Below are 24,443 nucleotides of genomic sequence, written 5' to 3' on the forward strand. Positions count from 1 at the left end.
ATGAATGCTGAAGACGCCTTGAAACTTGCTCGCCGGTTTATCGGGTTGCCCCTGGAAAAGCGCCGGATGTTCCTGGTCGCGTTGGCCAAGGAGGGCGTGGAGTTCAGCGGTTTTCCCATCCCTCGGGGCGTCGAGGCCGAGGATCGCCAGGCGTTGTCTTATGCCCAGCAGCGCATGTGGTTTCTCTGGCAACTGGAGCCGGGCAGCGGCGCCTATAACCTGCCGGGTGCGGTGCGGCTCAAGGGCGCGTTGAGCCTGCCGGCGCTGGAGCGAGCCTTCGCCAGCCTGGTGGCCCGTCATGAAACCCTGCGCACGGTGTTCCAGCGCCAGGCCGACGACAGCCTGCTGCAGATCCCCTCCAACGCCGCGCTGAAGATCGGGCGCCAGGACTTCAGGGCCTTGCCAGCCGCCGAACGCGAACAGGCGGTGCGTCAGGCCGCCGAAGCACAATCGATGCAGCCTTTCGACCTGTCCAGCGGCCCGTTGCTGCGGGTCGAATTGCTCACGCTCGATGAACGCGAGCATGTGCTGCTGCTGACCTTGCACCACATCGTCTCCGATGGCTGGTCGATGAACGTGCTGATCGACGAGTTCATCCGCTGCTACGACGCCCATGAAGCGGGCGTGGCGCCGCAACTGGCCGATTTGCCGATCCAGTACAGCGACTATGCGCTGTGGCAACGCCGCTGGCTGGAAGCCGGCGAGCAGGCGCGTCAACTCGACTATTGGCAGGCGCAACTGGGCGATGAACACCCCGTGCTGGAACTGCCCATCGATCACCCGCGCCCGGCGATGCCCAGCTATCGCGGCACGCGCTTTGAATTCGCCGTGGAGCCGGCCCTGGCCGAGCAACTGCGCACCACCGCCCAGCGGCACAACATCACCCTGTTCATGCTCCTGCTCGGCGCCTTCAACGTGCTGCTGCATCGCTACACCGGCCACACCGATATCCGCGTCGGCGTGCCCATCGCCAACCGCAACCGTGCCGAAACCGAAGGGCTGATCGGCTTCTTCGTCAACACCCAGGTATTGCGCACCAAGCTCGGCGGCCAGACCCGTGTCGATGAGCTGCTGCGCACGGTCAAGGAAGCGGCCCTCGGTGCCCAGGCCCATCAGGACTTGCCGTTCGAACGCCTGGTGGAAGCCCTGAAACTGGAGCGCAGCCTCAGCCATACGCCGCTGTTTCAGGTGATGTACAACCACCAGCCGCACGTGGCCGACATCGCCAGCATTCGCACCGCGTCGGGTCTGGAGTTGTCGATGCTGGAATGGCAGGGCCGCACTACTCAGTTCGACCTGACCCTCGACACCTGGGAAAAGGCCGGCAAACTGCACGCGGCGCTGACCTACGCTAACGATCTGTTCGACACCACCACGGTCGAGCGCATGGCCCGACACTGGACGCGGCTGCTGCACGGCATGGTTGCCGACAGCCATGCACGCGTCGGTGAGTTGCCGTTGCTCGAAGCCGATGAGTATCAGCGCCTGATCCATGACTGGAATCCGCTGGACGCGCCGTTCGACCAGACGCTGTGCATTCACCAACTGATCGCTCGCCAGGCCCAGGCCACGCCGGATGCCCCGGCCGTCACTTTCGCCGACACCCGACTGACCTACAGCGAACTCGACGGCCGCGCCAATCGCCTGGCCCACAAGCTCATCGAATTGGGCGTGGGCCCGGAAGTGCGCGTGGGTGTGGCGATGCTGCGCTCCGAACACCTGCTGATCGCCTTGCTGGCGGTGCTCAAGGCCGGCGGCGCCTACGTGCCGCTGGACCCGGACTACCCGGCCGAGCGCGTGGCCTACATGCTCGACGACAGCCGCGCCCGGGTCTTGCTGACCGAGCAGGCGGTGGCGGCGACGCTGAGCGTACCGAGCGAAACCGCCGTGCTGATGCTGGATCGGATCGAGCTGGGGCAGTACCCACTCCGTGCACCGATTACCCACGTCACGCCAGACAACCTCGCCTATGTGATCTATACCTCCGGCTCCACCGGTCAACCCAAGGGCGTGGCGATTGCCCATCGCAACGTGCTGGCGCTGATCGACTGGTCCCGATCGGTCTACAGCCGCGACGACATCCAGGGCGTACTCGCCGCCACGTCGGTGTGCTTCGATTTGTCGGTGTGGGAACTGTTCGTGACCCTGGCCAACGGCGGCTCGCTGATCATCGCCCGTAATGCCCTGGAATTGCCGCAACTGCCGGCCCGGGACCAGGTGCGGCTGATCAACACCGTGCCGTCGGCGATTGCCGCGTTGCAGCGTAATGGTGAGATCCCGGCCAGCGTGCGCATCATCAACCTCGCTGGAGAGCCGCTGAAGCAGAGCCTGGTGGATGCGCTGTACCAACATTCACCCTGTGAGTCTGTGGGAGCAAAGCCTGTGGAGTCAGTGCCTGTGGGAGCAAGCTTTGCTCCCACAGGCTCACTCCCACAGGTGGGTGGCGTTGAACATGTCTACGATCTTTACGGCCCCTCGGAAGACACCACCTATTCCACCTGGACCCGCCGCACCGCCGGCGGCACGGCGAACATCGGCCGCCCCCTCAAGCACACGGCCAGCTACCTGCTGGACGCCGACCTGCAACCGGTGCCCCAAGGCGTCTCGGCGGAGTTGTACCTGAGCGGCGCGGGCATCACCCGTGGTTATCTCGGCCGTGCCGCGATGACCGCCGAGAAATACGTGCCCAACCCGTTTTCCACCCACGGCGAACGCCTGTACCGCACCGGCGACCTGACCCGTTACCAGGCCGACGGCACCTTGCAGTACGTCGGTCGCATCGACCATCAGGTCAAGGTCCGCGGCTTCCGTATCGAGCTGGGGGAGATCGAAGCGCGCCTGCTGCAACAGCCCCAGGTGCGCGAATTGGCGGTGCTGGCCCAGGACAGTGAGCACGGTCAGCAACTGGTGGCCTTCCTCGTCCCGAGCGACGCCAAGGTGCTGACCGAGGCCGAGCACCAGGTGCAATTGCGCGAAACCCTCAAGGCTGCTTTGCGTGAACACCTGCCGGATTACATGGTGCCGGCCTACCTGGTGTTCCTCGATCAACTGCCGCTGACCCCCAATGGCAAACTCGACCGCAAGGCCTTGCCGGCCATTGACGGCAGTGAGCAGCAGCGCGAATTCGTCGCGCCCCACAGCCCCATGGAAAAAGCCCTGGCGGCGATCTGGCAGGACGTGCTGAACCTCGACAGCATCGGCCTGGAAGACAACTTCTTCGAGCTGGGCGGTGATTCCATCGTCTCCATGCAAGTGGTCAGCCGTGCGCGGCAAGCCGGGATCGTGCTCAATCCCAAAGCCCTGTTCCAGCACCAGACCCTGCGCAGCCTGGCGCTGGTTGCGCGCCAGGGCGACAGCCATGCGGTCGATCAAGGCCTGGCGCGCGGCGCGGTGCCGTTGACGCCGGTGCAGCAGTGGTTCTTCGAGCGCGACATTCCCGAGCGGCAACATTGGAACCAGTCGCTGCTGCTGGTGCCCGGCGAGCCCCTTGACGTCGCGGCATTGGAATCGGCCCTGGCCCGTTTGGTCGAGCACCATGACAGCCTGCGCCTGCGCTTTACCCAGGTGAACGGCCACTGGCAGCAAGCCTATGCCGAGCCGTCGGCGGCCAGTGTGTTGTGGCAACGCCAGGCGACGTCGGTCGAACAACTCAACGCCCTGTGCGACGACGCCCAGCGCAGCCTCGACCTGGACGATGGGCCGCTGCTGCGAGCCTTGCTGGTGGACATGGCCGATGGCAGCCAGCGCTTGTTGCTGGCGATCCATCACCTGGTGGTGGACGGGGTTTCGTGGCGCGTGCTGCTGGACGATCTGCAACAGTTCTACCGCCAATTGCAGGCCGGCCAGCCGATCCAGGTGCCGGCCAAGACCAGCGCGTATGGACAATGGGCCGCGCACCTGCACGGGCATCTCGATGGCTTCATGGACAGCCTCGATTACTGGCGCGCCCAGGGCAATGCCTCGGCCGGCAACGGCTTGCCGTGCGACTACCCCGAGCGCCTGCTTCTAGCGTGTGACGAGCGCAAGGTGCAAGTGCGGCTGGACGCCGAACAGACCCGCCAACTGCTGCAACAGGCGCCCAGGGCCTACCGCACCCAGGTCAATGACCTGCTGCTGACGGCCCTGGCCCGTACGGTGTGCCGTTGGACCGGGCAGGACAGCACACTGATCCAGCTCGAAGGCCATGGCCGTGAAGAGCTGTTCGAGGGCGTTGACCTGACCCGCACCGTCGGTTGGTTCACCAGCCTGTTCCCGGTCAGCCTCCGCCCGGCGTCGGCGTTGAGTGCGTCGATCAAGACCATCAAGGAGCAACTGCGCGCCGTACCGGACAAGGGCCTGGGCTATGGCGTGCTGCGCTACCTGAGCGAACCGGCGGTGCGTGCCGAACTGGCGGCCTTGACGGCGCCGCGCATCACCTTCAACTACCTGGGGCAGTTCGACCGGCAGTTCGACGACGGCGCGCTGTTCGTACCCTCCAGCGAAGGCAGTGGCGCGGCGCAACATGCCCGGGCGCCGCTGGCGAACTGGTTGACAGTGGAAGGCCAGGTCTACGGTGGGGAGTTGTCCCTGAACTGGGGGTTCAGCGAGCGGATGTTCAAGCAGCAGACCATCGAGACACTGGCCGCTGACTACCTCGCCGAGCTGAGGACGTTGATCGAACACTGCTGCGCGCTGGAAACGCCACAGGCGACGCCATCGGACTTCCCCCTGGCCCGCATCAGTCAGGCGCAACTCGACAACCTGCCGATGGCCGCCGGGCAGTTGGACGACCTCTATCCGTTGTCGCCGATGCAGCAGGGCTTGCTGTTCCACACTTTGTACGAGCAGGCGGCGGGGGAGTACATCAACCAGTTGCGCGTGGACGTCCAAGGCATCGATGCGCAGCGCTTCGCCGACGCCTGGCAGGCCACCCTCGATGCCCACGATAGTTTGCGTAGCGGCTTTGTCTGGCAGGGTGACCTGGAGCAGCCGTTGCAGATCGTTCATCGCCAGGTCGAGTTGCCATTCACGGTCCTCGACTGGCGCGGGCGCGAGCACCTCGCCGAGGCCCTGAATGAGCGCGCCGACGCCGAGCGTCGTCAGGGCTTCGACCTGGCCCAGGCGCCGTTGCTGCGCCTGGTGCTGGTGCAGACCGAGGCCGAGCGCTGGCACCTGATCTACACCCATCACCACATCCTGATGGACGGCTGGAGCAACGCTCAATTGCTGGGCGAAGTGTTGCAGCGCTACAGCGGTCGCTTGCCCAAGGCCAATGTCGGGCGTTATCGCGACTACATCGCCTGGCTGCAACGCCAGGACGCTCAATTGAGCGAGACGTTCTGGACCGGTCAGTTGGCAACCTTGCAAGAGCCAACGCGGTTGGCGCGCGTCATGTCCACCAGCGAAATCCACAGTGGCCATGGCGATCACTTCCAGACCCTGGACGCGACCCGCACCCAGGCCCTGGAACAGTTCGCCCGCCAACAGAAAGTCACCCTCAACACCCTGGTGCAAGCGGCGTGGTTGTTGTTGCTGCAACGCTACACCGGCCATGACAGCGTCGCCTTCGGTGCCACCGTGGCCGGGCGTCCGGCGGATCTGCCGGGCATCGAGCAACAGGTCGGCCTGTTCATCAACACCTTGCCGGTGATCGCCGCGCCAAGGCCGGACCAGTCGGTCGGCGCCTGGTTGCAAGCCGTGCAGGCGCAGAACCTCAGCTTGCGGGAATTCGAGCACACGCCGTTGGCGGACATCCAGCGCTGGGCCGGGCAGGGCGGCGAGGCGCTGTTCGACAACATCCTGGTGTTCGAGAACTACCCGATTGCCCAGGCCCTGGCAGAAGGCGCCGGGCAGGGCGCGGTATTTGGCGACGTCAGCCACCTGGAGCAAACCCATTATCCGTTGAGCGTGGCCGTGACCCTCGGCCAGACCCTGGCGCTGCACTACAGTTTCGACCGGGCGCATTTCAGTCCGGCGGCCATCGACGGCATCAGCGCGCAGCTGTCGCAGCTGTTGGAGCGCTTCGCCGAGTCGGCGGCGCGCACCCTCGGGCAAATCGCCCTGGTCAGCGTCGAGGAACAGGCCCGGCAACAGGCTGCCAACCACCCGCAGCCATACCCGACCGACATCGCCGTGCATCAGCGCATCGCCCATCTGGCGGCGCACAAGCCCCTGGCGACGGCGGTGATCTTCGACGGCCAGCGCTTCAGCTATGGCGACATCGACCGGCGCGCCAACCAGTTGGCCCACGCCTTGATTGCCCGTGGCGTAGCCCCGGAAACCCGGGTTGGTGTGGCCCTGCCACGCAGCGAAGGGGTGATCGTCGCGCTGCTGGCGGTGCTCAAGGCCGGCGCGGCCTATGTGCCACTGGACACCAGTTACCCACGGGAACGCCTGGCGTACCTGATCGAGGATTCGGGGCTGGCGCTGTTGCTCACCGACTCCCGGGTGTCGGCGCAACTGCCGCTGGAGGGCGCCAATCAAGTGCTGGAACTCGATCGCCTGGACTTGAGCTTGCAACCTGCGGATGCACCCTCGGTCGCCGTCGATCCGCAGAACCTCGCCTACGTGATCTACACCTCCGGTTCCACCGGCAACCCCAAAGGCGTGAGCGTGGCCCACGGCCCGCTGGCGATGCACTGCCAGGCCATCGGCGAGCGCTATGAAATGCGCGACAGCGATTGCGAATTCCACTTCATGTCCTTCGCCTTCGACGGTGCCCACGAGCGCTGGCTCACCAGCCTGACCCACGGCGCCTCGCTGCTGATTCGCGACGACAGCCTGTGGACCCCGGAACAGACCTACCACGCCATGGGCGAACACGGCGTGACGGTAGTGGCGTTCCCGCCGGTGTACCTGCAACAACTGGCCGAGCACGCCGAGCGCGAGGGCAATCCGCCGAAGGTGCGCATCTACTGCTTCGGCGGCGATGCGGTGCCCAACGCCAGTTTCGAACGGGTCAAGCGCGCCCTCGATCCGGACTTCATCATCAACGGCTATGGCCCGACCGAAACCGTGGTCACCCCGCTGATCTGGAAGGCCGGCCGCGACGTGGCGTGTGGCGCCGCCTATGCACCCATCGGCAGCCGCATCGGCGACCGCAGCGCCTATGTGCTCGACGCCGACCTGAACCTGCTGCCCCAAGGCATGGCCGGTGAGCTGTACCTGGGTGGCACCGGGCTGGCGCGGGGTTACCTGAACCGTCCGGGCCTGACGGCCGAGCGCTTTGTCGCCGACCCGTTCAGCCGCAGCGGCGGCTTGCTCTATCGCACCGGCGACCTGGTGCGCCAACGGGCCGATGGCACCTTCGATTACCTGGACCGCATCGACAACCAGGTGAAGATCCGCGGCTTCCGCATCGAGCTGGGTGAGGTCGAAGCCAGCCTGCAAGCCCTCGACGGCGTGCGCGAAGCGGTGGTGGTGGCCCAGGAAGGCACCGCCGGCAGTGGCAAGCGCCTGGTCGCCTACGTGGTGGCCAATGAGCCGGTGCCGGGGGATTTCGCCGAGCACCTGCGTGACCAGCTCAAGGCAACCTTGCCGGCGCACATGGTCCCGGCCTATCTGCTGCGGCTCGACCGCCTGCCGCTGACCCCCAACGGCAAGCTCGACCGCAAGAACCTGCCCAAGCCCGACGTCAGCCAATTGCAGCAGACCTACGTGGCCCCGCGCAGCGCGCTGGAACAGCAACTGGTGTCGATCTGGCAGGACGTACTCAAGCTCGCGCAAGTGGGCCTGCGGGACAACTTCTTCGAACTGGGCGGCGATTCCATCGTCTCGATCCAGGTGGTCAGCCGCGCACGCCAGGCCGGTATTCATTTCACGCCCAAGGACTTGTTCCAGCACCAGACCATCGAGGCGCTGGCGGCGGTGGCGCGGACGGGCGCACCGCGGCAAGCGCTGGACCAGCAACCGGCCAGCGGCGAAACGGCGCTGCTGCCGATTCACCAGTGGTTCTTTGCCCAGGCGATTCCTGACCGTCATCACTGGAACCAGTCGGTGATGCTCAAGCCGACCCAGGCGTTGGATGCTCGGGCGCTGGAGCAGGCCTTGAACGCCCTGGTCGTGCACCACGACAGCCTGCGCCTGGCGTTCATCGAACAGGCCGGAGGTTGGACGGCGCGCTACCGTGACGGGGTGGCTGACGGGATTGTCTGGCAAGCCGACGTCGCCGATCTCGCCGAGTTGGAAACGCTGGGCAATCAGGCCCAGCGCAGCCTGCAACTGGACGGTGGCTCGCTGATCCGTGCGGTGCTGGCGAACCTCGCCGATGGCACCCAGCGTTTGCTGCTGATCGTGCATCACCTGGTGGTCGACGGGGTGTCCTGGCGGATCCTCGTCGAAGACCTGCAAATGGCTTATCGGCAGGCGCTCGCCGGTGCGGTCGTGCAACTGCCGGCCAAGACCAGCGCGATCAAGGCCTGGGCCGAAGCGTTACAGGGCTACGCCAGCAGCCCATCCTTGCAGGCCGAGCTGGGGGGCTGGCAACAGCAGTTGCAAGGCGCCGCCACGGCGTTGCCATGGGATAACCCCCAGGGCGGACAGCAACATGGCCAAGCCGTGACGATTCGCACGGCCCTGGACAAAAACCTCACCCGGCAATTGCTGCAGCAAGCCCCGGCGGCCTATCGCACCCAGGTCAATGACCTGTTGCTCACCGCCCTGGCGCGGGTGATGGTGCGCTGGACTGGCGCTGAGAGTGTGTTAGTGCAACTCGAAGGTCACGGCCGTGAAGAACTGTTCGAGCACATCGACCTGACCCGCACGGTCGGCTGGTTCACCAGCCTGTTCCCGGCCCGTTTGACACCCGCTGCCGACCTCGCTGCTTCGCTGAAGCAGATCAAGGAACAACTGCGCGCCATCCCCCACAAGGGCATCGGTTTCGGTGCCCTGGCGCACCTGGGCGATGCGTCAGCGCGGCAAGCGTTGCAGGCCTTGCCGACGCCGCAACTGACCTTCAACTATCTCGGCCAGTTCGACGGCAATTTCGCGGCGGCTGACGATGCCCTGTTTGTGCCCACCGACGAGCATGGCGGTGAAGAGTTGAACATGCAGGGCCCGCTGGGCAGTCCGCTGGCGCTGGACGGCAAAGTCTTCGGCGGCGCGCTGGACTTGACCTGGACCTTCAGCGGCGACCTGTTCCAGGCGTCGACCATTCAACGACTGGCCGACGACTACCTGGAAGAACTCACCGCGCTCATCCGTCATTGCTGCGACAGCCAGCACCGTGGCGTGACGCCGTCGGACTTCCCGTTGGCGCGGCTGACCCAGGCGCAACTGGATACCCTGGTGCGCCAACCCCAGGCCGTCGACGACATCTACCCGCTGTCGCCGATGCAACAGGGCATGCTGTTTCACTCCTTGCTCGGACAAGGCAGTGGCGACTACATCAACCAGATGCGCCTCGACGTCGAGGGCGTCGACCCGCAACGTTTCCGCGCGGCCTGGCAGGCGGTGGTCGAGGCCCATGACATTCTGCGCACCGGGTTCTTCTGGCAGGGCGACCTGGCGCAGCCGGTGCAAATCGTCCAGCGTCAGGTCGAGGTGCCGTTCCGTGTGCTCGATTGGAATGGGCGGACGGACATTGATGGCGCCTTGCAAACCCTGGCCGATGAAGAGCGTGCCCAAGGCCTGGACCTGACCCAGGCGCCGTTGATGCGCCTGGTCCTGGTGCGCACTGGCACGGATCGGCATCACCTGATCTACACCAACCATCACATCCTGATGGATGGCTGGAGCAGCGCGCAGTTGCTCGGCGAAGTGTTGCAGCACTACCGCGGCGCCAGCGTGGCCCGCCCGGCTGGCCGTTATCGCGACTACATCGCCTGGCTGCAACGCCAGGACGCGAGCCTCGGCGAAGGGTTCTGGACGCAACAGTTGCGCACGCTGGATGAGCCGGTGCGCCTGGCCCAGGTGTTTGCCCGCCCGGCGCAGGACGTCTCGGCGAAGCCGTACGGCCATCACCGCGTACAGCTGGATGCGCTGCAGAGCCAACGCCTGGCCGAGTTCGCCCGGGAATCCAAAGTCACCGTCAACACCCTGGTGCAAGCGGCCTGGCTGCTGCTGTTGCAGCGCTACACCGGCAAGGCCAGCGTGGCGTTTGGCGCAACGGTGGCGGGGCGGCCGGCGGACCTGGTGGGCGTCGAGGGCCAGATCGGCCTGTTCATCAACACCTTGCCGGTCATCGCCAGCCCGCGTCCGGAACAGAGCCTGGGGGACTGGCTGCACAGCGTCCAGGCGCAGAACCTGGCCTTGCGCGAGTTCGAGCACACGGCGCTGTTCGACATCCAGCGCTGGGCTGGCCTGGGCGGCGAAGCCTTGTTCGACAACATCCTGGTGTTCGAGAACTACCCGATTTCCGAAGCCTTGGCGCAGGGGGCGCCTGAAGGCTTGCGTTTCGGTGCCGTGGATAACCTGGAACAGACCAACTACCCGCTGACCCTGCTGGTCAGCCTCGGTGCCGAACTGGCGGTGCAGTTCAGCTACCAGTGCGCGAGTTTTGCTCAGGCCTCGGTCGAGCGGATTGGCCTGCATCTGCAGCGCTTGCTGCTGCAAATGACCGACGCCGGGCAACGTTCCTTGGGCGAGCTGAGCTTGCTCGACGAGCGCGAAACCCGCCAGCACGTGCAAGGCTGGAACGCCACCGCAGCCAGTTATCCACAGGCGCGTTGCGTCCATCAATTGTTCGAGGCCCAGGCCCGCCAAACGCCGGATGCCACGGCACTGGTGTTCGCCGAGCAGGCGCTGAGCTACGCCGAACTCAATGTCCGGGCCAACCGCCTGGCCCATCGCTTGATCGAACAGGGCGTGGGGCCCGATCAATTGGTCGGTGTCGCGCTGGAGCGCGGCGTGGAGATGATTGTCGCCTTGCTGGCGATCCTCAAGGCCGGTGGCGCCTACCTGCCACTGGACCCGGCGTTCCCCCAGGACCGCCTGGCGCACATGATCGAAGACAGCGGCATCGAACTGCTGCTGACCCAACGTTCGCTGCTCAACCAGCTACCGCTGTCCTGTGGGAGCGGTGTTGGCGTTAAGACATTGGTGTTGGATCAGGAGGGTGTCTGGTTCGACGGTGATGCCTGCGAGGCGCCGGCGACGCGCCTGGATGCGGAGCACCTGGCCTACGCGATCTACACCTCCGGTTCCACCGGCAAGCCCAAGGGCGTGATGGTGCGTCATGGGGCGCTGGTGAATTTCGTCGCCAGCATGGCCCGTGAACCGGGCATCGCCGCTAGTGATCGAGTGCTGTCGCTGACCACGTTCTCGTTCGATATCTTCGGCCTGGAACTGTACGGCGCGCTGTTGAGCGGTGCCTGCGTGGTGCTGGTGGACAAGCAGAGCGCCCACGACCCCGAGGCGCTGCTCAAGACCATCGACCGGCAACAGGTCAGCGTGGTCCAGGCCACGCCCTCGACCTGGCGCATGTTGCTTGACCACCCGGCGTCCGCGTTGCTGGCCGGGCGCAAGTGCCTGTGCGGTGGCGAGGCGTTGGCCGAGGACCTGGCCGAGCGGCTGCTGGATGTCGCTGGCGAGGTCTGGAATCTGTATGGCCCGACTGAAACCACCATCTGGTCGGCGGCCTACCGCTTGACTGAAGAGCAACGCGTGCCGTACCTCGGCCGGCCGATTGCCAACACGTCGCTGTACATCGTCGGCGATCACTTCGCGCCAAACCCGGTCGGGCTGATCGGCGAACTGCTGATTGGCGGCGACGGCCTGGCCCGGGGTTACCACGACCGTGCGGCGCTCACCGCCGAGCGCTTCCTGCCGGACCCGTTCGGCAACGGCGCGCGGGTGTACCGCACCGGTGACCTGGCGCGCCAGTGTGGCGACGGCGTGATCGAGTACATCGGTCGGGTCGACCATCAAGTGAAGATCCGCGGCTTCCGCATCGAACTGGGGGAAATCGAAGCCTGCCTGCTGGCCCAGGAAGCGATCCGCGAAGCCGTGGTGGTGCCCCAGCAAGGGCCGGGCGGCCTGCAGTTGGTGGCCTACCTGATCGCCGCCCATCCGGAGACGGCTGAGCCGGCGGCCCTGCGCGAAGCCCTCAAGGCGCAGCTCGCGCCGTTGCTGCCCGATTACATGATGCCGGCGCACTGGCTGTTGCTCGAACGCTTGCCGCTGACCCCCAACGGCAAGCTCGACCGCAAGGCCCTGCCGCTGCCGGACGCCCGGCAACTGCTGCGTGCCTACGTGGCGCCACAAGGCGCGCTCGAACAGGGCATCGCCGACATCTGGCAAGACGTGCTCAAGCTCGAACGGGTAGGGCGCGACGACAACTTCTTTGAACTGGGTGGGCATTCCCTGCTGGCGACGCAAGCGACGGCGCGCCTGCAAATGCAGCAAGGCGCCGCGGTGCCCCTGGACTTGCTGTTCAGCACCACGTCCCTGGCCGACTACGCCGCACAACTGGCGGCCCACCTGACCCCTCACTCCAGCGCCGACCTGAGTGAGATGCATGATTTCCTGGCAGACCTGGAGACCCTTTGAATGACTCAGCTCGATAACCTGTCTCTGGTTCAGCGATTCATCCGTTTACCGCTCGCCCAACGGCAAGCGTTCCTGCACAAGCTGCACAGCAAAAACATGAGCCTGGCGGCATTGCCGATCCCGGCGATGCGCGACGAATTCGAGACCCTGGACCTGTCCTACGCCCAGGAGCGCCAGTGGTTTCTCTGGCAACTGGACCGTCACAGCGGGGCCTATCACGTGCCCACGGCGCTGCGCCTGCGCGGCGCCCTCGACCTGCCCGCGCTGCAACGCAGTTTCGACGCCTTGCTGGCCCGTCACGATGTGCTGCGCACGGTGTTCGTCGACAGCCCGCAAGGGCCTCGGCAAGAAGTGCTGGCACAATTGCGCCTGGCGATCGAACCGGAAGCCGCGGATGAGGCCGCGCTCAAAACCCTGATCGATGACGAAATCGCTGGATTGTTCGACCTGCAACAGGGGCCGTTGCTGCGGATCAAGCTGCTGCAACTGGCTGCCGACGACCATGTGCTGGTGCTGACCCAGCACCACATCATTTGCGATGGCGCCTCCGCACGGATCATGGTCAACGACCTGGTCCAACTCTACGCCGCCCACCGCAGCGGTCAGGCACCGACCCTGGCACCCTTGCCGATCCAGTACGCCGACTATGCGATCTGGCAGCGCAAATGGATGGAGGCCGGCGAGCTGGAGCGACAGTTGGCCTACTGGACCGAACGGCTGGGCGATGGCGGCGAAGTCCTGCCGTTGCCAACGGACCGCCCACGCCCGGCGCTGCAAAGCCATCGCGGCGCACGCCTGGACTTGCGCTTCGACGCCGGGCTGACCCAGGGCCTGAAGCAACTGGCCCAGCGCGAAGCTTCGACGTTGTTCATGGTTTTGCTGGCGTCGTTCCAGGCCTTGTTGCACCGTTACAGCGGCCAGTCGGACATCCGCGTCGGCGTCCCGGTCGCCAACCGCAATCGCCCGGAAACCGAAGGCCTGATCGGCTTTTTCGTCAACACCCAGGTGCTCAATGCCCAGGTGCGGGGCGATTTGCCTTTCGTGCAGTTGCTGGCGCAGGTCAAGCAGGCCTCGCTGGGGGCGCAAGCCCATCAGGACCTGCCGTTCGAGCAGTTGGTGCAGGCATTGGCACCGCAGCGACAGGCGAGCCACAGCCCGCTGTTCCAGGTGATGTTCAACCACCAGAGCGGCGGCGCGGCCCAGGCCCTGCAACTGCCGGGATTGCAGGTCGAGAGCCTCGACTGGCGTTCCCACACCGCCCAATTCGACTTGACCCTCGACACCCACGAGACCGACGGTGAGCTGGCCGCGTCCCTGAGCTACGCCACCGACCTGTTCGACGCCAGCACCGTGCAACGCATGGCCGAGCACTGGCTGAACCTGCTGCACGGCATTGTCGCCAACCCTCGGCAACGCATCGGTGAACTGCCGCTGCTGACGGCCGCCGAGCAACAGCAGCACATTGGCCAATGGAACCCAGCGCCGCGCAGCTTCCCGGGCGAGGCCTGCCTGCATCAGCGCATCGCCGAACAAGCGCGTTTGCGTCCTGATGCCACTGCTTTGCGTTTCAACGAAAACAGCCTGACTTACGGCGCCCTCAACGCCCAGGCCAACCGTCGCGCCCATCAGTTGATCGCCCACGGTGTTGGCCCGGATGTACTGGTGGGGCTGGCGGCCGAGCGCGGTTTCGACATGCTGGTGGGCCTGCTGGCAATCCTCAAGGCCGGTGGTGCCTATGTGCCGCTGGACCCGACGTATCCCCAGGATCGTCTGGCCTACATGATGCAGGACAGCGGCATCCGTTTGCTGCTGACCCAGGCGTCCCTGATTGATCAATTGCCGGTGCCGGACGGCGTGCAAACGCTGCTGCTGGACGCCGACGTCAGTGCATTCGCCGACAGCGATCCGCAGGTGTCGATGGACGCCGAAAACCTCGCCTACGTGATCTACACCTCCGGTTCCACCGGCAACCCCAAAGGCACGTTGCTGCCGCACCACAACGTGCTGCGCCTGTTCGAGGCCACCGAGCCGTGGTTCAACTTCGGTGCGGCGGATGTCTGGAGCCTGTTCCATTCCTATGCGTTCGACTTTTCGGTCTGGGAAATCTTTGGCGCACTGCTCCACGGCGGCGAGTTGCTTATCGTGCCGTACGACATCAGCCGTTCCCCGCAGCAGTTCCACGAATTGCTCTGCGACGCCGGGGTGACGGTGCTCAACCAGACGCCTTCGGCATTCAAGCAGTTGATGCACGAAGCCTGCGCCGACTCGCGAAGCAATGCCTTGCGCTACGTGGTGTTCGGTGGCGAGGCGCTGGACGTCAAGTCCTTGCGCCCGTGGTTCGAGCGCTTCGGCGACGCGGCGCCGCAACTGATCAACATGTACGGCATCACCGAAACCACCGTGCACGTGACTTACCGTCCGCTGTCGATAGCGGACCTGGAACAGGACGCCAGCAGCCCCATCGGCGAGCCGATTGCCGACCTGTCGTGGTACCTGCTGGACGGCGATTTGAATCCGGTGCCGAAAGGCTGCATCGGAGAGTTGTACGTCGGTCGCGCCGGCCTGGCCCGGGGTTATCTGAATCGTGGCGACCTCACCGCATTGCGGTTCATCCCCGACCCGTTCGGCGACAGCGGCGCACGTTTGTACCGCACCGGCGACCTGGCGCAGTACCGCAGCGATGGGGTGATCGAGTACGTCGGCCGCATCGACCATCAAGTGAAGATCCGTGGCTTCCGCATTGAGCTGGGCGAAATCGAAGCGCGCCTGAATGCCCTGGTGTCGGTACGCGAAGCGCTGGTGTTGGCCCAGGAAGGCCCGAGCGGCCAGCAACTGGTGGGTTACGTGATTGCGGCGCAAGTCGGCGAGGACGAAGCCGGCCTGCGCGATCTGATCAAGACCCAACTCAAGGCCGAGCTGCCGGACTACATGGTGCCGACGCACCTGCTGTTCCTCGAGCAATGGCCGCTGACCGCCAACGGCAAGCTCGACCGCAAGGCCTTGCCGGGCGCCGACGCCAGCCAGGTCCAGCAGGCCTACGTGGCACCGCGAAGTGAACGGGAGCAACAGATCGCGGCGATCTGGCAGGACGTGCTCAAGGTCGAACGGGTCGGCTTGAGCGATAACTTCTTCGAGCTGGGCGGCCATTCGCTGCTGGCGACACAGATGGTCTCGCGTATTCGCCAGGCGCTCGGCCTGAACCTGCAACTGCGCCAGTTGTTCGAGAACGCCAGCCTGGAGGCTTGTGTGGCTGCGCTGGTGCACAGCGACGTGGCACGGCCGGCGAGCATCCCGCGGCTTGCCCGGGACCAGGCGCCGCTGCCGCTGTCCTACGCTCAGCAACGCCAGTGGTTCCTCTGGCAGATGGAGCCGGACAGCGCGGCGTACCACATTCCGGCGGCGCTGCGGATTCAGGGCGACCTGGACCTGGAGGCCTTGCAACAGAGTTTCGCCGCCCTGGTGCAGCGTCACGAGAGCCTGCGCACCACCTTCGTCCAGGTCGATGAGCAAGCGTTCCAAGTCATTCACGAGCAGATGAACCCGGTGGTGATCCCGCAGATTCTCGACGGTGGTCACGAACAGATCCAGGCCTTCGTCCACCAGCAGATCGCCGAGCCATTCGACCTGCAAAACGGCCCGTTGCTGCGGGTTGGCCTGTTGCGGGTGGCGGCCGACGAGCATGTGCTGGTGCTGACCCAGCACCACATTGTCTCCGATGGCTGGTCGATGCAATTGTTGGTGCAGGAACTGATACAAGGTTATGCCGCGTGCAGCCAGGGTGGGACCCTGGCATTGGCCGAGCTGCCGATCCAGTATGCCGATTACGCGGTGTGGCAACGTCAGTGGATGGACGCCGGCGAACGGGAACGGCAACTGGCGTACTGGACCGAGGTGCTGGGGGGCGAGCAGCCGTTGCTGGCGCTGCCCACCGACCGGCCGCGCCCGAACCGGCAGAGCTTTGCCGGCGCCCGCCTGGCCATCGACCTGCCGCCGGTCCTGGGCCAACAGTTGCGACAGCTGGCCCAGCGCGAAGGCAGCACGTTGTTCATGGTTTTGCTGGCGTCGTTCCAGGCCTTGCTGCATCGCTACAGCGGCCAGTCGGACATCCGTGTCGGCGTGCCCATCGCCAACCGCAACCGGGTGGAAACCGAAGGCCTGATCGGATTCTTCGTCAACACCCAGGTGCTCAAGGCCGAGGTCGATCCGCAGCAGCGTTTCAGCGCGTTGCTGGCCCAGGTCAAACAGGCGGCCATCGGCGCCGAGGCTCATCAGGACCTGCCGTTCGAACAACTGGTCGAGGCGCTGCGGCCTGAGCGCAACCTGAGCCACAGCCCGTTGTTCCAGGTGCTGTACAACCACCAGAGCGTCGCACGCCAGGCACTGCCGGCGCTGCCCGGGCTGGTGATCAAGGCCCAGGAATGGGAAAGCCAGACCGCCCAGTTCGACTTGACCCTTGACACCCTGGAAGCCGAGGGTGAACTCGGTGCGGCGCTGACCTATGCCACCGATTTGTTCGACGCCAGCACCGTGCAACGCATGGCCGAGCACTGGTTGAACCTGCTGCACGGCATCGTCGCCAATCCCCGGCAACGCATCGGTGAACTGCCGCTGCTGACGGCCGCTGAGCAACAGCAGCACATCGGCCAATGGAACCCGGCGCCGCGCAGCTTCCCGGGCGAGACCTGCCTGCATCAGCGCATCGCCGAACAGGCGCGTTTGCGTCCTGATGCCGTCGCTTTGCGTTTTAACGCCCAAACCCTGACCTACGGCGCCCTCAACGCCCAGGCCAACCGTCGCGCCCATCAGTTGATCGCCCACGGTGTTGGCCCGGATGTACTGGTGGGGCTGGCGGCCGAGCGCGGTTTCGACATGCTGGTGGGCCTGCTGGCAATCCTCAAGGCCGGTGGTGCCTATGTGCCGCTGGACCCGACGTATCCCCAGGATCGTCTGGCCTACATGATGCAGGACAGCGGCATCCGTTTGCTGCTGACCCAGGCGTCCCTGATTGATCAATTGCCGGTGCCGGACGGCGTGCAAACGCTGCTGCTGGACGCCGACGTCAGTGCATTCGCCGACAGCGATCCGCAGGTGTCGATGGACGCCGAAAACCTCGCCTACGTGATCTACACCTCCGGTTCCACCGGCAACCCCAAAGGCACGTTGCTGCCGCACCACAACGTGCTGCGCCTGTTCGAGGCCACCGAGCCGTGGTTCAACTTCGGTGCGGCGGATGTCTGGAGCCTGTTCCATTCCTATGCGTTCGACTTTTCGGTCTGGGAAATCTTTGGCGCACTGCTCCACGGCGGCGAGTTGCTTATCGTGCCGTACGACATCAGCCGTTCCCCGCAGCAGTTCCACGAATTGCTCTGCGACGCCGGGGTGACGGTGCTCAACCAGACGCCTTCGGCATTCAAGCAGTTGATGCACGAAGCCTGCGCCGACTCGCGAAGCAATGCCTTGCGCTACGTGGTGTTCGGTGGCGAGGCGCTGGACGTCAAGTCCTTGCGCCCGTGGTTCGAGCGCTTCGGCGACGCGGCGCCGCAACTGATCAACATGTACGGCATCACCGAAACCACCGTGCACGTGACTTACCGTCCGCTGTCGATAGCGGACCTGGAACAGGACGCCAGCAGCCCCATCGGCGAGCCGATTGCCGACCTGTCGTGGTACCTGCTGGACGGCGATTTGAATCCGGTGCCGAAAGGCTGCATCGGAGAGTTGTACGTCGGTCGCGCCGGCCTGGCCCGGGGTTATCTGAATCGTGGCGACCTCACCGCATTGCGGTTCATCCCCGACCCGTTCGGCGACAGCGGCGCACGTTTGTACCGCACCGGCGACCTGGCGCAGTACCGCAGCGATGGGGTGATCGAGTACGTCGGCCGCATCGACCATCAAGTGAAGATCCGTGGCTTCCGCATTGAGCTGGGCGAAATCGAAGCGCGCCTGAATGCCCTGGTGTCGGTACGCGAAGCGCTGGTGTTGGCCCAGGAAGGCCCGAGCGGCCAGCAACTGGTGGGTTACGTGATTGCGGCGCAAGTCGGCGAGGACGAAGCCGGCCTGCGCGAGCAGCTCAAGACCCAACTCAAGGCCGAGCTGCCGGACTACATGGTGCCAACGCACCTGCTGTTCCTCGAGCAATGGCCGCTGACCGCCAACGGCAAGCTCGATCGCAAGGCCTTGCCAACCGCCGACGCCAGCCAGATCCAGCAGGACTACGTGGCGCCGCGAAGTGAACTGGAGCAACAGATCGCAACGATCTGGCAAGACGTGCTCAAAGTCGAGCGGGTCGGCTTGAGCGATAACTTCTTTGAGCTGGGCGGCGATTCGATTGTCTCCATCCAGGTGGTCAGCCGCGCCCGTCAGACGGGCATCCGCTTTACCCCCAAGGACTTGTTCCAGCACCAGACCGTGCAGGCGCTGGCGAGCGTCGCCCAAATGGGTGGGCAGGCGCAGGCCATCGATCAAGCGTCGACCGAAGGGTCGACACCGTTGTTGCCGATCCAGCAGGCGTTTTTCGCCGAGGTGATTCCCGAGCGTCACCACTACAACCAGTCGGTGCTGCTGAAACCGGCCAGCCCGTTGCAAGCTTCCGTGTTGGGGCAGGCCTTGCAGGCGTTGGTGCTGCACCACGACGCCTTGCGTTTGTCCTTCAGTGAAACCGCCGAAGGATGGCGCGCCGAACACCGTGAGGTGGCGGCGCAACAACAGGCTTGGGCGAGCAACGGTTTGCTGTGGCAGCGTGACGTGGCCGATGCCAGCGCGCTGGAAACCCTCGCCAATCAGGCCCAGCGCAGCCTCGACCTGGACGCCGGGCCGCTGTTGCGCGGCGTCCTGGCGACCTTGGCCGATGGCAGCCAGCGCCTGTTGCTGGTGGTTCATCACTTGGCGGTGGACGGTGTGTCGTGGCGGATTCTGTTCGACGACCTGCAAACCGCCTACCAGCAGTTGCTCGCCGGCCAAGCCCTGCAATTACCGGCCAAGACCAGCTCGGTCAAGGCCTTTGCCGAGCAGTTGCAAGCCCACGCTCGCAGCGCGGAGCTGCAGCAGCAATTGGCCTACTGGCAAGGGCTACTGCACGACGCACCGACCGATCTGCCGTGCCTCGACCCCGAGGCGATCGGGCAAAACCGCGAGGCCGTCACCGTTCACACACGGCTGGACGCGCCCTTGACCCGGCAGTTGCTGCAAGAGGCGCCAGCGGCCTATCGCACCCAGGTCAATGACCTGTTGCTCACGGCCCTGGCCCGAGTAATCTGCCGTTGGACCGGCCACGACAGCCTGTTGCTCCAGCTCGAAGGCCATGGCCGCGAAGAGCTGTTCGCCAACGTCGACCTGACCCGCACGGTGGGGTGGTTCACCAGTCTGTTCCCGGTGCGGTTGTCGCCGGCGGTCGAACTGGCGGACTCGATCAAGTCGATCAAGCAAGGGCTGCGGACGATTCCCGACAAAGGCGTGGGCTTCGGTGCGCTGCGTTACCTGGGCGAAGACGCCAGTCGGGCGGCCTTGGAAGCCTTGCCGGTGCCGCGCATTACCTTCAACTACCTCGGCCAGTTCGACGGCAGTTTCGATCAGGACCAAGGCGCGCTGTTCAGCCCGGCCAGCGAAAGCGCCGGCGACGAGCAAAGCCCGCTGACCACCCTGGGCAACTGGCTGACGCTCAACGGTCAGGTGTTCGATGGCGCGCTGCGGCTGGGCTGGACGTTCAGTGCGCAACAGTTCGAGCCGGCGACCATCCAGCGGTTGGCCGATGAGTACGCCCGTGAGCTGGCGCTGTTGATCGCCCATTGCTGCGACCCGACGAGCCAGGGTATGACGCCGGTGGACTTTCCCCTGGCCGGCCTGACCCAGGCACAACTCGATGGCCTGGCGCTGTCGGCACGCGGGGTGGAAGACCTTTACCCGCTGGCACCGATGCAGCAAGGCATGTTGTTCCACAGCCTGTACGAAGCGGGCAGCGGCCAGTACATCAACCAGATGCGCCTGGACATCGAAGGCCTCGACCCTCGGCGTTTCGAGGCGGCCTGGCAAGCGGCGGTCGATGCCCATGACAGCCTGCGCAGCAGTTTTATCTGGCAGGGCAGCGAGCGGCCGGTGCAAGTGGTGCACAAGCAGGTGCGAGTGCCGTTCACCTCCCTGGACTGGAGCGCCCGTGCCGATGCCACCCAGGCCCTGGCCGAACGGGCGGACGCCGAGCGCGAACAGGGCTTCGACCTGGCCTGCGCGCCGTTGCTGCGCCTGGTGCTGGTGCGCACCGCTGAGCGGCGTTATCACCTGATCTACACCCATCACCACATTCTGATGGACGGCTGGAGCAACTCGCAGTTGCTCGGCGAGGTCCTGCAACGCTACGACGGCCAGGCCCTGCCGCGCCCGGCCGGGCGGTATCGGGACTACATCGCCTGGCTGCAAGGCCGCGACGCCCAGGCCAGCGAAACCTTCTGGCTGGCGCAATTGCAAAGCCTGGAGGCGCCGACCCGTCTGGCCGAGCCCCGTGTCGCACCGCTGCAACCGGCGTTGGAAAGCAGCCACGCCAGCCACTACCACGACCTGACGCCCCAGCAGACCCAACGCCTGAGCGAGTTCGCCCGCCAGCAGAAAGTCACTCTCAACACCGTCGTCCAGGCGACCTGGTTGTTACTGCTGCAGCACTACACCGGGCACGCCACCGTGGCCTTCGGCGCCACCGTGTCGGGGCGGCCGAGCGAGCTCAAGGGCGTTGAGCAGCAGATCGGCCTGTTCATCAACACCTTGCCGGTCATCGCCAGCCCGCGTCCGGAGCAAGCGCTGAGCGCACTGCTGCAACAGATCCAGGGCCAGAACGTGGCCTTGCGCGAGCACGAGCACACGCCATTGTTCGAGATCCAGCGCTGGGCCGGGCAGGGCGGTGACGGTTTGTTCGACACCTTGCTGGTGTTCGAAAACTACCCCGTGTCCCAGGCCCTGCAAGCGCAGGCGCCCTCGGGTTTGAGCTTCGGCAGCGTGGCCAGCCAGGAACAGACTAATTTCCCGTTGACCCTGGCCGTCAATCTAACTGACATCCTGAGCCTGCACTTCACCTATGCCCATGCTGCTTTCCCTATACACACCGTCGAGCGCCTGGCTGAGCAGGTGGCCTACGTGCTCGCGCAGATGGTGAGCCTGCCGGCCGGCGGTTGCGTGGGCGACATCCAACTGCTGGATGAGGTGACCCGTGACAGGCTGCTGCACGACTGGAACGCCACTTCGGTGGTGGAGCCGCCTCGGCGCCCGGTCCATCAATGGATCGAGGCCCAGGCCCGAAGCACCCCCGACGCGGTCGCCGTGGTCAGCGAGCAGGAAACGCTTACTTACGCCGAGCTCAACGCCCGGGCCAATCGCCTGGCCCATGGCTTGATCGAACGCGGCATCGGCCCTGACGTGCTGGTGGGGCTGGCGCTGTCGCGCAGCGTGCAGATGGTCGTCGGCTTGCTGGCGGTGCTCAAGGCCGGTGGCGCCTACGTGCCGCTGGACCCGGCCTATCCGCGGGATCGCCTGGCGTACATGGTCGAGGACAGCGGCATCGCCTTGCTCCTCACTGATACCGATGGGTTGCCGCTGTTCGGCGACGCTGCCGTGGCCACGCTGCTGTTGGATCAGCCCGGGCAATGGCTGGCCGGCTACAGCGAGCGCGACCCGGGCGTGGCCATCGACGGCGAGCACCTCGCTTATGTGATCTACACCTCCGGCTCCACCGGCAAGCCCAAGGGCGTGACCCTTCGCCATGTCGGCCTGAGCAACCACATGGCGTGGATGCAGGATTGTTTGAAACTGACCGCCGCCGACCGCGTCCTGCAGAAAACCGCGATCAGTTTCGATGCCTCGGTCTGGGAGTTCTGGCTGCCGTTGATGAGCGGCGCGCAACTGGTGCTCGCCAGCCCGCACCTGAACCTCGACCTGACCACCCTCTGGGCCGACGTGGCGCGGTGGCGCATCAGCGTGCTGCAAATGGCGCCCTCGCTGTTGCAGGCCTTGCTGCCTCTGGCGACCCGCGAGCAACTGGCCTCCCTGCGCCTGCTGCTGTGCGGCGGCGAGGCCTTGAGCACGCACCTGTCACGCCAGGTCATGGCGCTGTTCGAGGGCGAGCTGCGCAACCTCTATGGCCCGACCGAAGCGACCATCGACACCAGCAGCCATGCCGTGGTGCGCGGCCGCGAAGAGGACGCCGAGCGGATCATCGCCATCGGCCGTCCCATCGATAACGTGCGCACCTACGTGCTGGACGCGGCGTTGCGGCCTTGCGCCGTGGGCGCCGTCGGCGAGTTGCACATCGCCGGTGATTCCCTGGCCCGTGGTTACCACCAACGACCGGCACTGTCCGCCGAACGCTTCATTCCCGACCCGTTCGCGCCAGATGCCGGCGGTCGCCTGTATCGCACCGGTGACCTGGCGCGTTACGGCGCGGACGGGGTGATCGAGTACCTCGGCCGGATCGACCATCAAGTGAAGATCCGTGGCCTGCGCATCGAACTGGGGGAAATCGAAGCGCGCCTGCAGGCCGATGCCGATGTGCGCGATGCGGTGGTGCTGGCGCGGGACGACGTGAGCGGGCCGAACCTGGTGGCCTACCTGGTCGGCCAGGACAGCCCGCTCGACAGCCCTCTTGACCAGGCCAGCCTGAGCGACCGGCTCAAGGCGCGACTGGCGGCCCAGGTGCCGGACTTCATGGTGCCGACCCATTGGGTCTTCCTCGACCGCTTGCCGCTGACCCCCAACGGCAAGCTCGATCGCAAGGCCTTGCCGGCACCGGACACCCGTGCCCTGCACTCGGCTTACCTCGCACCGCAGAGCGACCTCGAATGCCGGGTCGCGGCCATCTGGCAAGACGTGCTCAAGGTCGAGCGGGTCGGGCTGGGCGACGACTTCTTCGAGCTGGGCGGGCATTCGCTGCTGGTGGTGAGCGTGGTCTCGCGCCTGCAACTGGAGCTGGGCCTGACCTTGACCCCGCAACTGATTTTCCAATTCCCGGTACTCGGCGCGTTCGTGGCGCAACTCGAGCCTGCCGGCGAACCCATGAGTACGTCGAAATTGAGCAAGCTTGAAGCGCTGCTCGATGAATTTGAGGAGGTTTGATGGACACCGCTGTCGCACAACGTATTGCCAGGCGCTTCATAACGCTGCCGCTGGAAAAACGTCGCTTGTACTTGCAGAAAATGCTCGAAGAGAACGTTTCCCCAGCGAACCTGCCCATTGCGCCCGTCAGTGCCGAGTTCGACACGTTGTCGCTGTCATTTGCCCAGGAACGCCAATGGTTCCTGTGGCAGCTGGACCCCGAGAGCGCGGCCTACCACATGCCTACGGCCCTGCGCTTGCGCGGGCCGCTGGACATCGCTGCGCTGGAGCAGAGTTTCACGGCGTTGGTGGCGCGTCACGAGAGCCTGCGCACCACCTTCCAGACCCAGGGCGAGCAGGTCGTGCAGCAGGTGCACGCGGCGGCGCCAGTGCGCTTGCAGGCAGACACGTTGGAACAACGGCCAGACGAAACCCAGCTGCGCCAGTTGATCGAAGCCGAAACCCGCCAGCTCTTCGACCTGCAACAAGGGCCGTTGCTGCGCACGCGCCTGCTGCGGTTGGCGGCGGATGACCATGTGCTGATCGTGACCTTGCACCACATCGTTGCCGATGGCTGGTCGATGCAGGTGATGGTCGAGGAACTGGTCAATGGCTACGCCGCCTTCAGCCAGGGCCACGTGCCGGAGCTGCCGGCGCTGCCGATCCAGTATGCCGACTACGCCATCTGGCAGCGGCACTGGATGGAGGCGGGCGAGCGTGAACGCCAGTTGGAATACTGGACCGCACGCTTGGGTGGCCAGCAACCGGTGCTGGAACTGCCCACCGATTTCCCCCGTCCGGCGGTGATGAGCTATCGCGGCGCGCGGCTGGAACTTGCCATCGATGCGGTACTGGCCGGCGACCTCAAGCACATGGCCCAGCGCGAAGGCGTCAGCCTGTTCATGCTTCTG

At 65.5% G+C, this 24,443-nt stretch carries 3 protein-coding genes (1 of these 3 cut by a window edge); all 3 read left to right on the plus strand.

The window, feature by feature from the left end:
- Tightly spaced (each overlapping or abutting the next), the 3 genes in view from GN234_RS27700 to GN234_RS27710 form a layout consistent with a single transcriptional unit that may run on beyond the window.
- Entirely contained in the window at positions 1-12,465 is a 12,465-nt protein-coding gene (locus tag GN234_RS27700; protein WP_176689369.1) for a non-ribosomal peptide synthase/polyketide synthase, read from the plus strand.
- A complete protein-coding gene (locus tag GN234_RS27705) occupies positions 12,466-23,553 on the plus strand; it encodes a non-ribosomal peptide synthetase (protein ID WP_176689370.1) in 11,088 nt (3,695 codons plus the stop codon).
- Positions 23,553-24,443, plus strand: the beginning of a protein-coding gene (locus GN234_RS27710; protein WP_233459490.1) for a non-ribosomal peptide synthase/polyketide synthase. Its footprint extends 11,658 nt past the window's final position; only the first 891 of its 12,549 coding nucleotides appear in the window; it begins with the start codon at positions 23,553-23,555; the stop codon falls past the right edge of the window. Before GN234_RS27705 ends, GN234_RS27710 begins: the two co-directional genes overlap by 1 nt.

This window comes from Pseudomonas bijieensis (assembly GCF_013347965.1).
Lineage (GTDB): Bacteria > Pseudomonadota > Gammaproteobacteria > Pseudomonadales > Pseudomonadaceae > Aquipseudomonas > Aquipseudomonas bijieensis.

Coding starts and splice junctions, on each gene's coding strand:
- GN234_RS27700 (WP_176689369.1), top strand. CDS start 1: ATGAATGCTGAAGACGCCTTGAAACTTGCTCGCCGGTTTATCGGGTTG.
- GN234_RS27705 (WP_176689370.1), top strand. CDS start 12,466: ATGACTCAGCTCGATAACCTGTCTCTGGTTCAGCGATTCATCCGTTTA.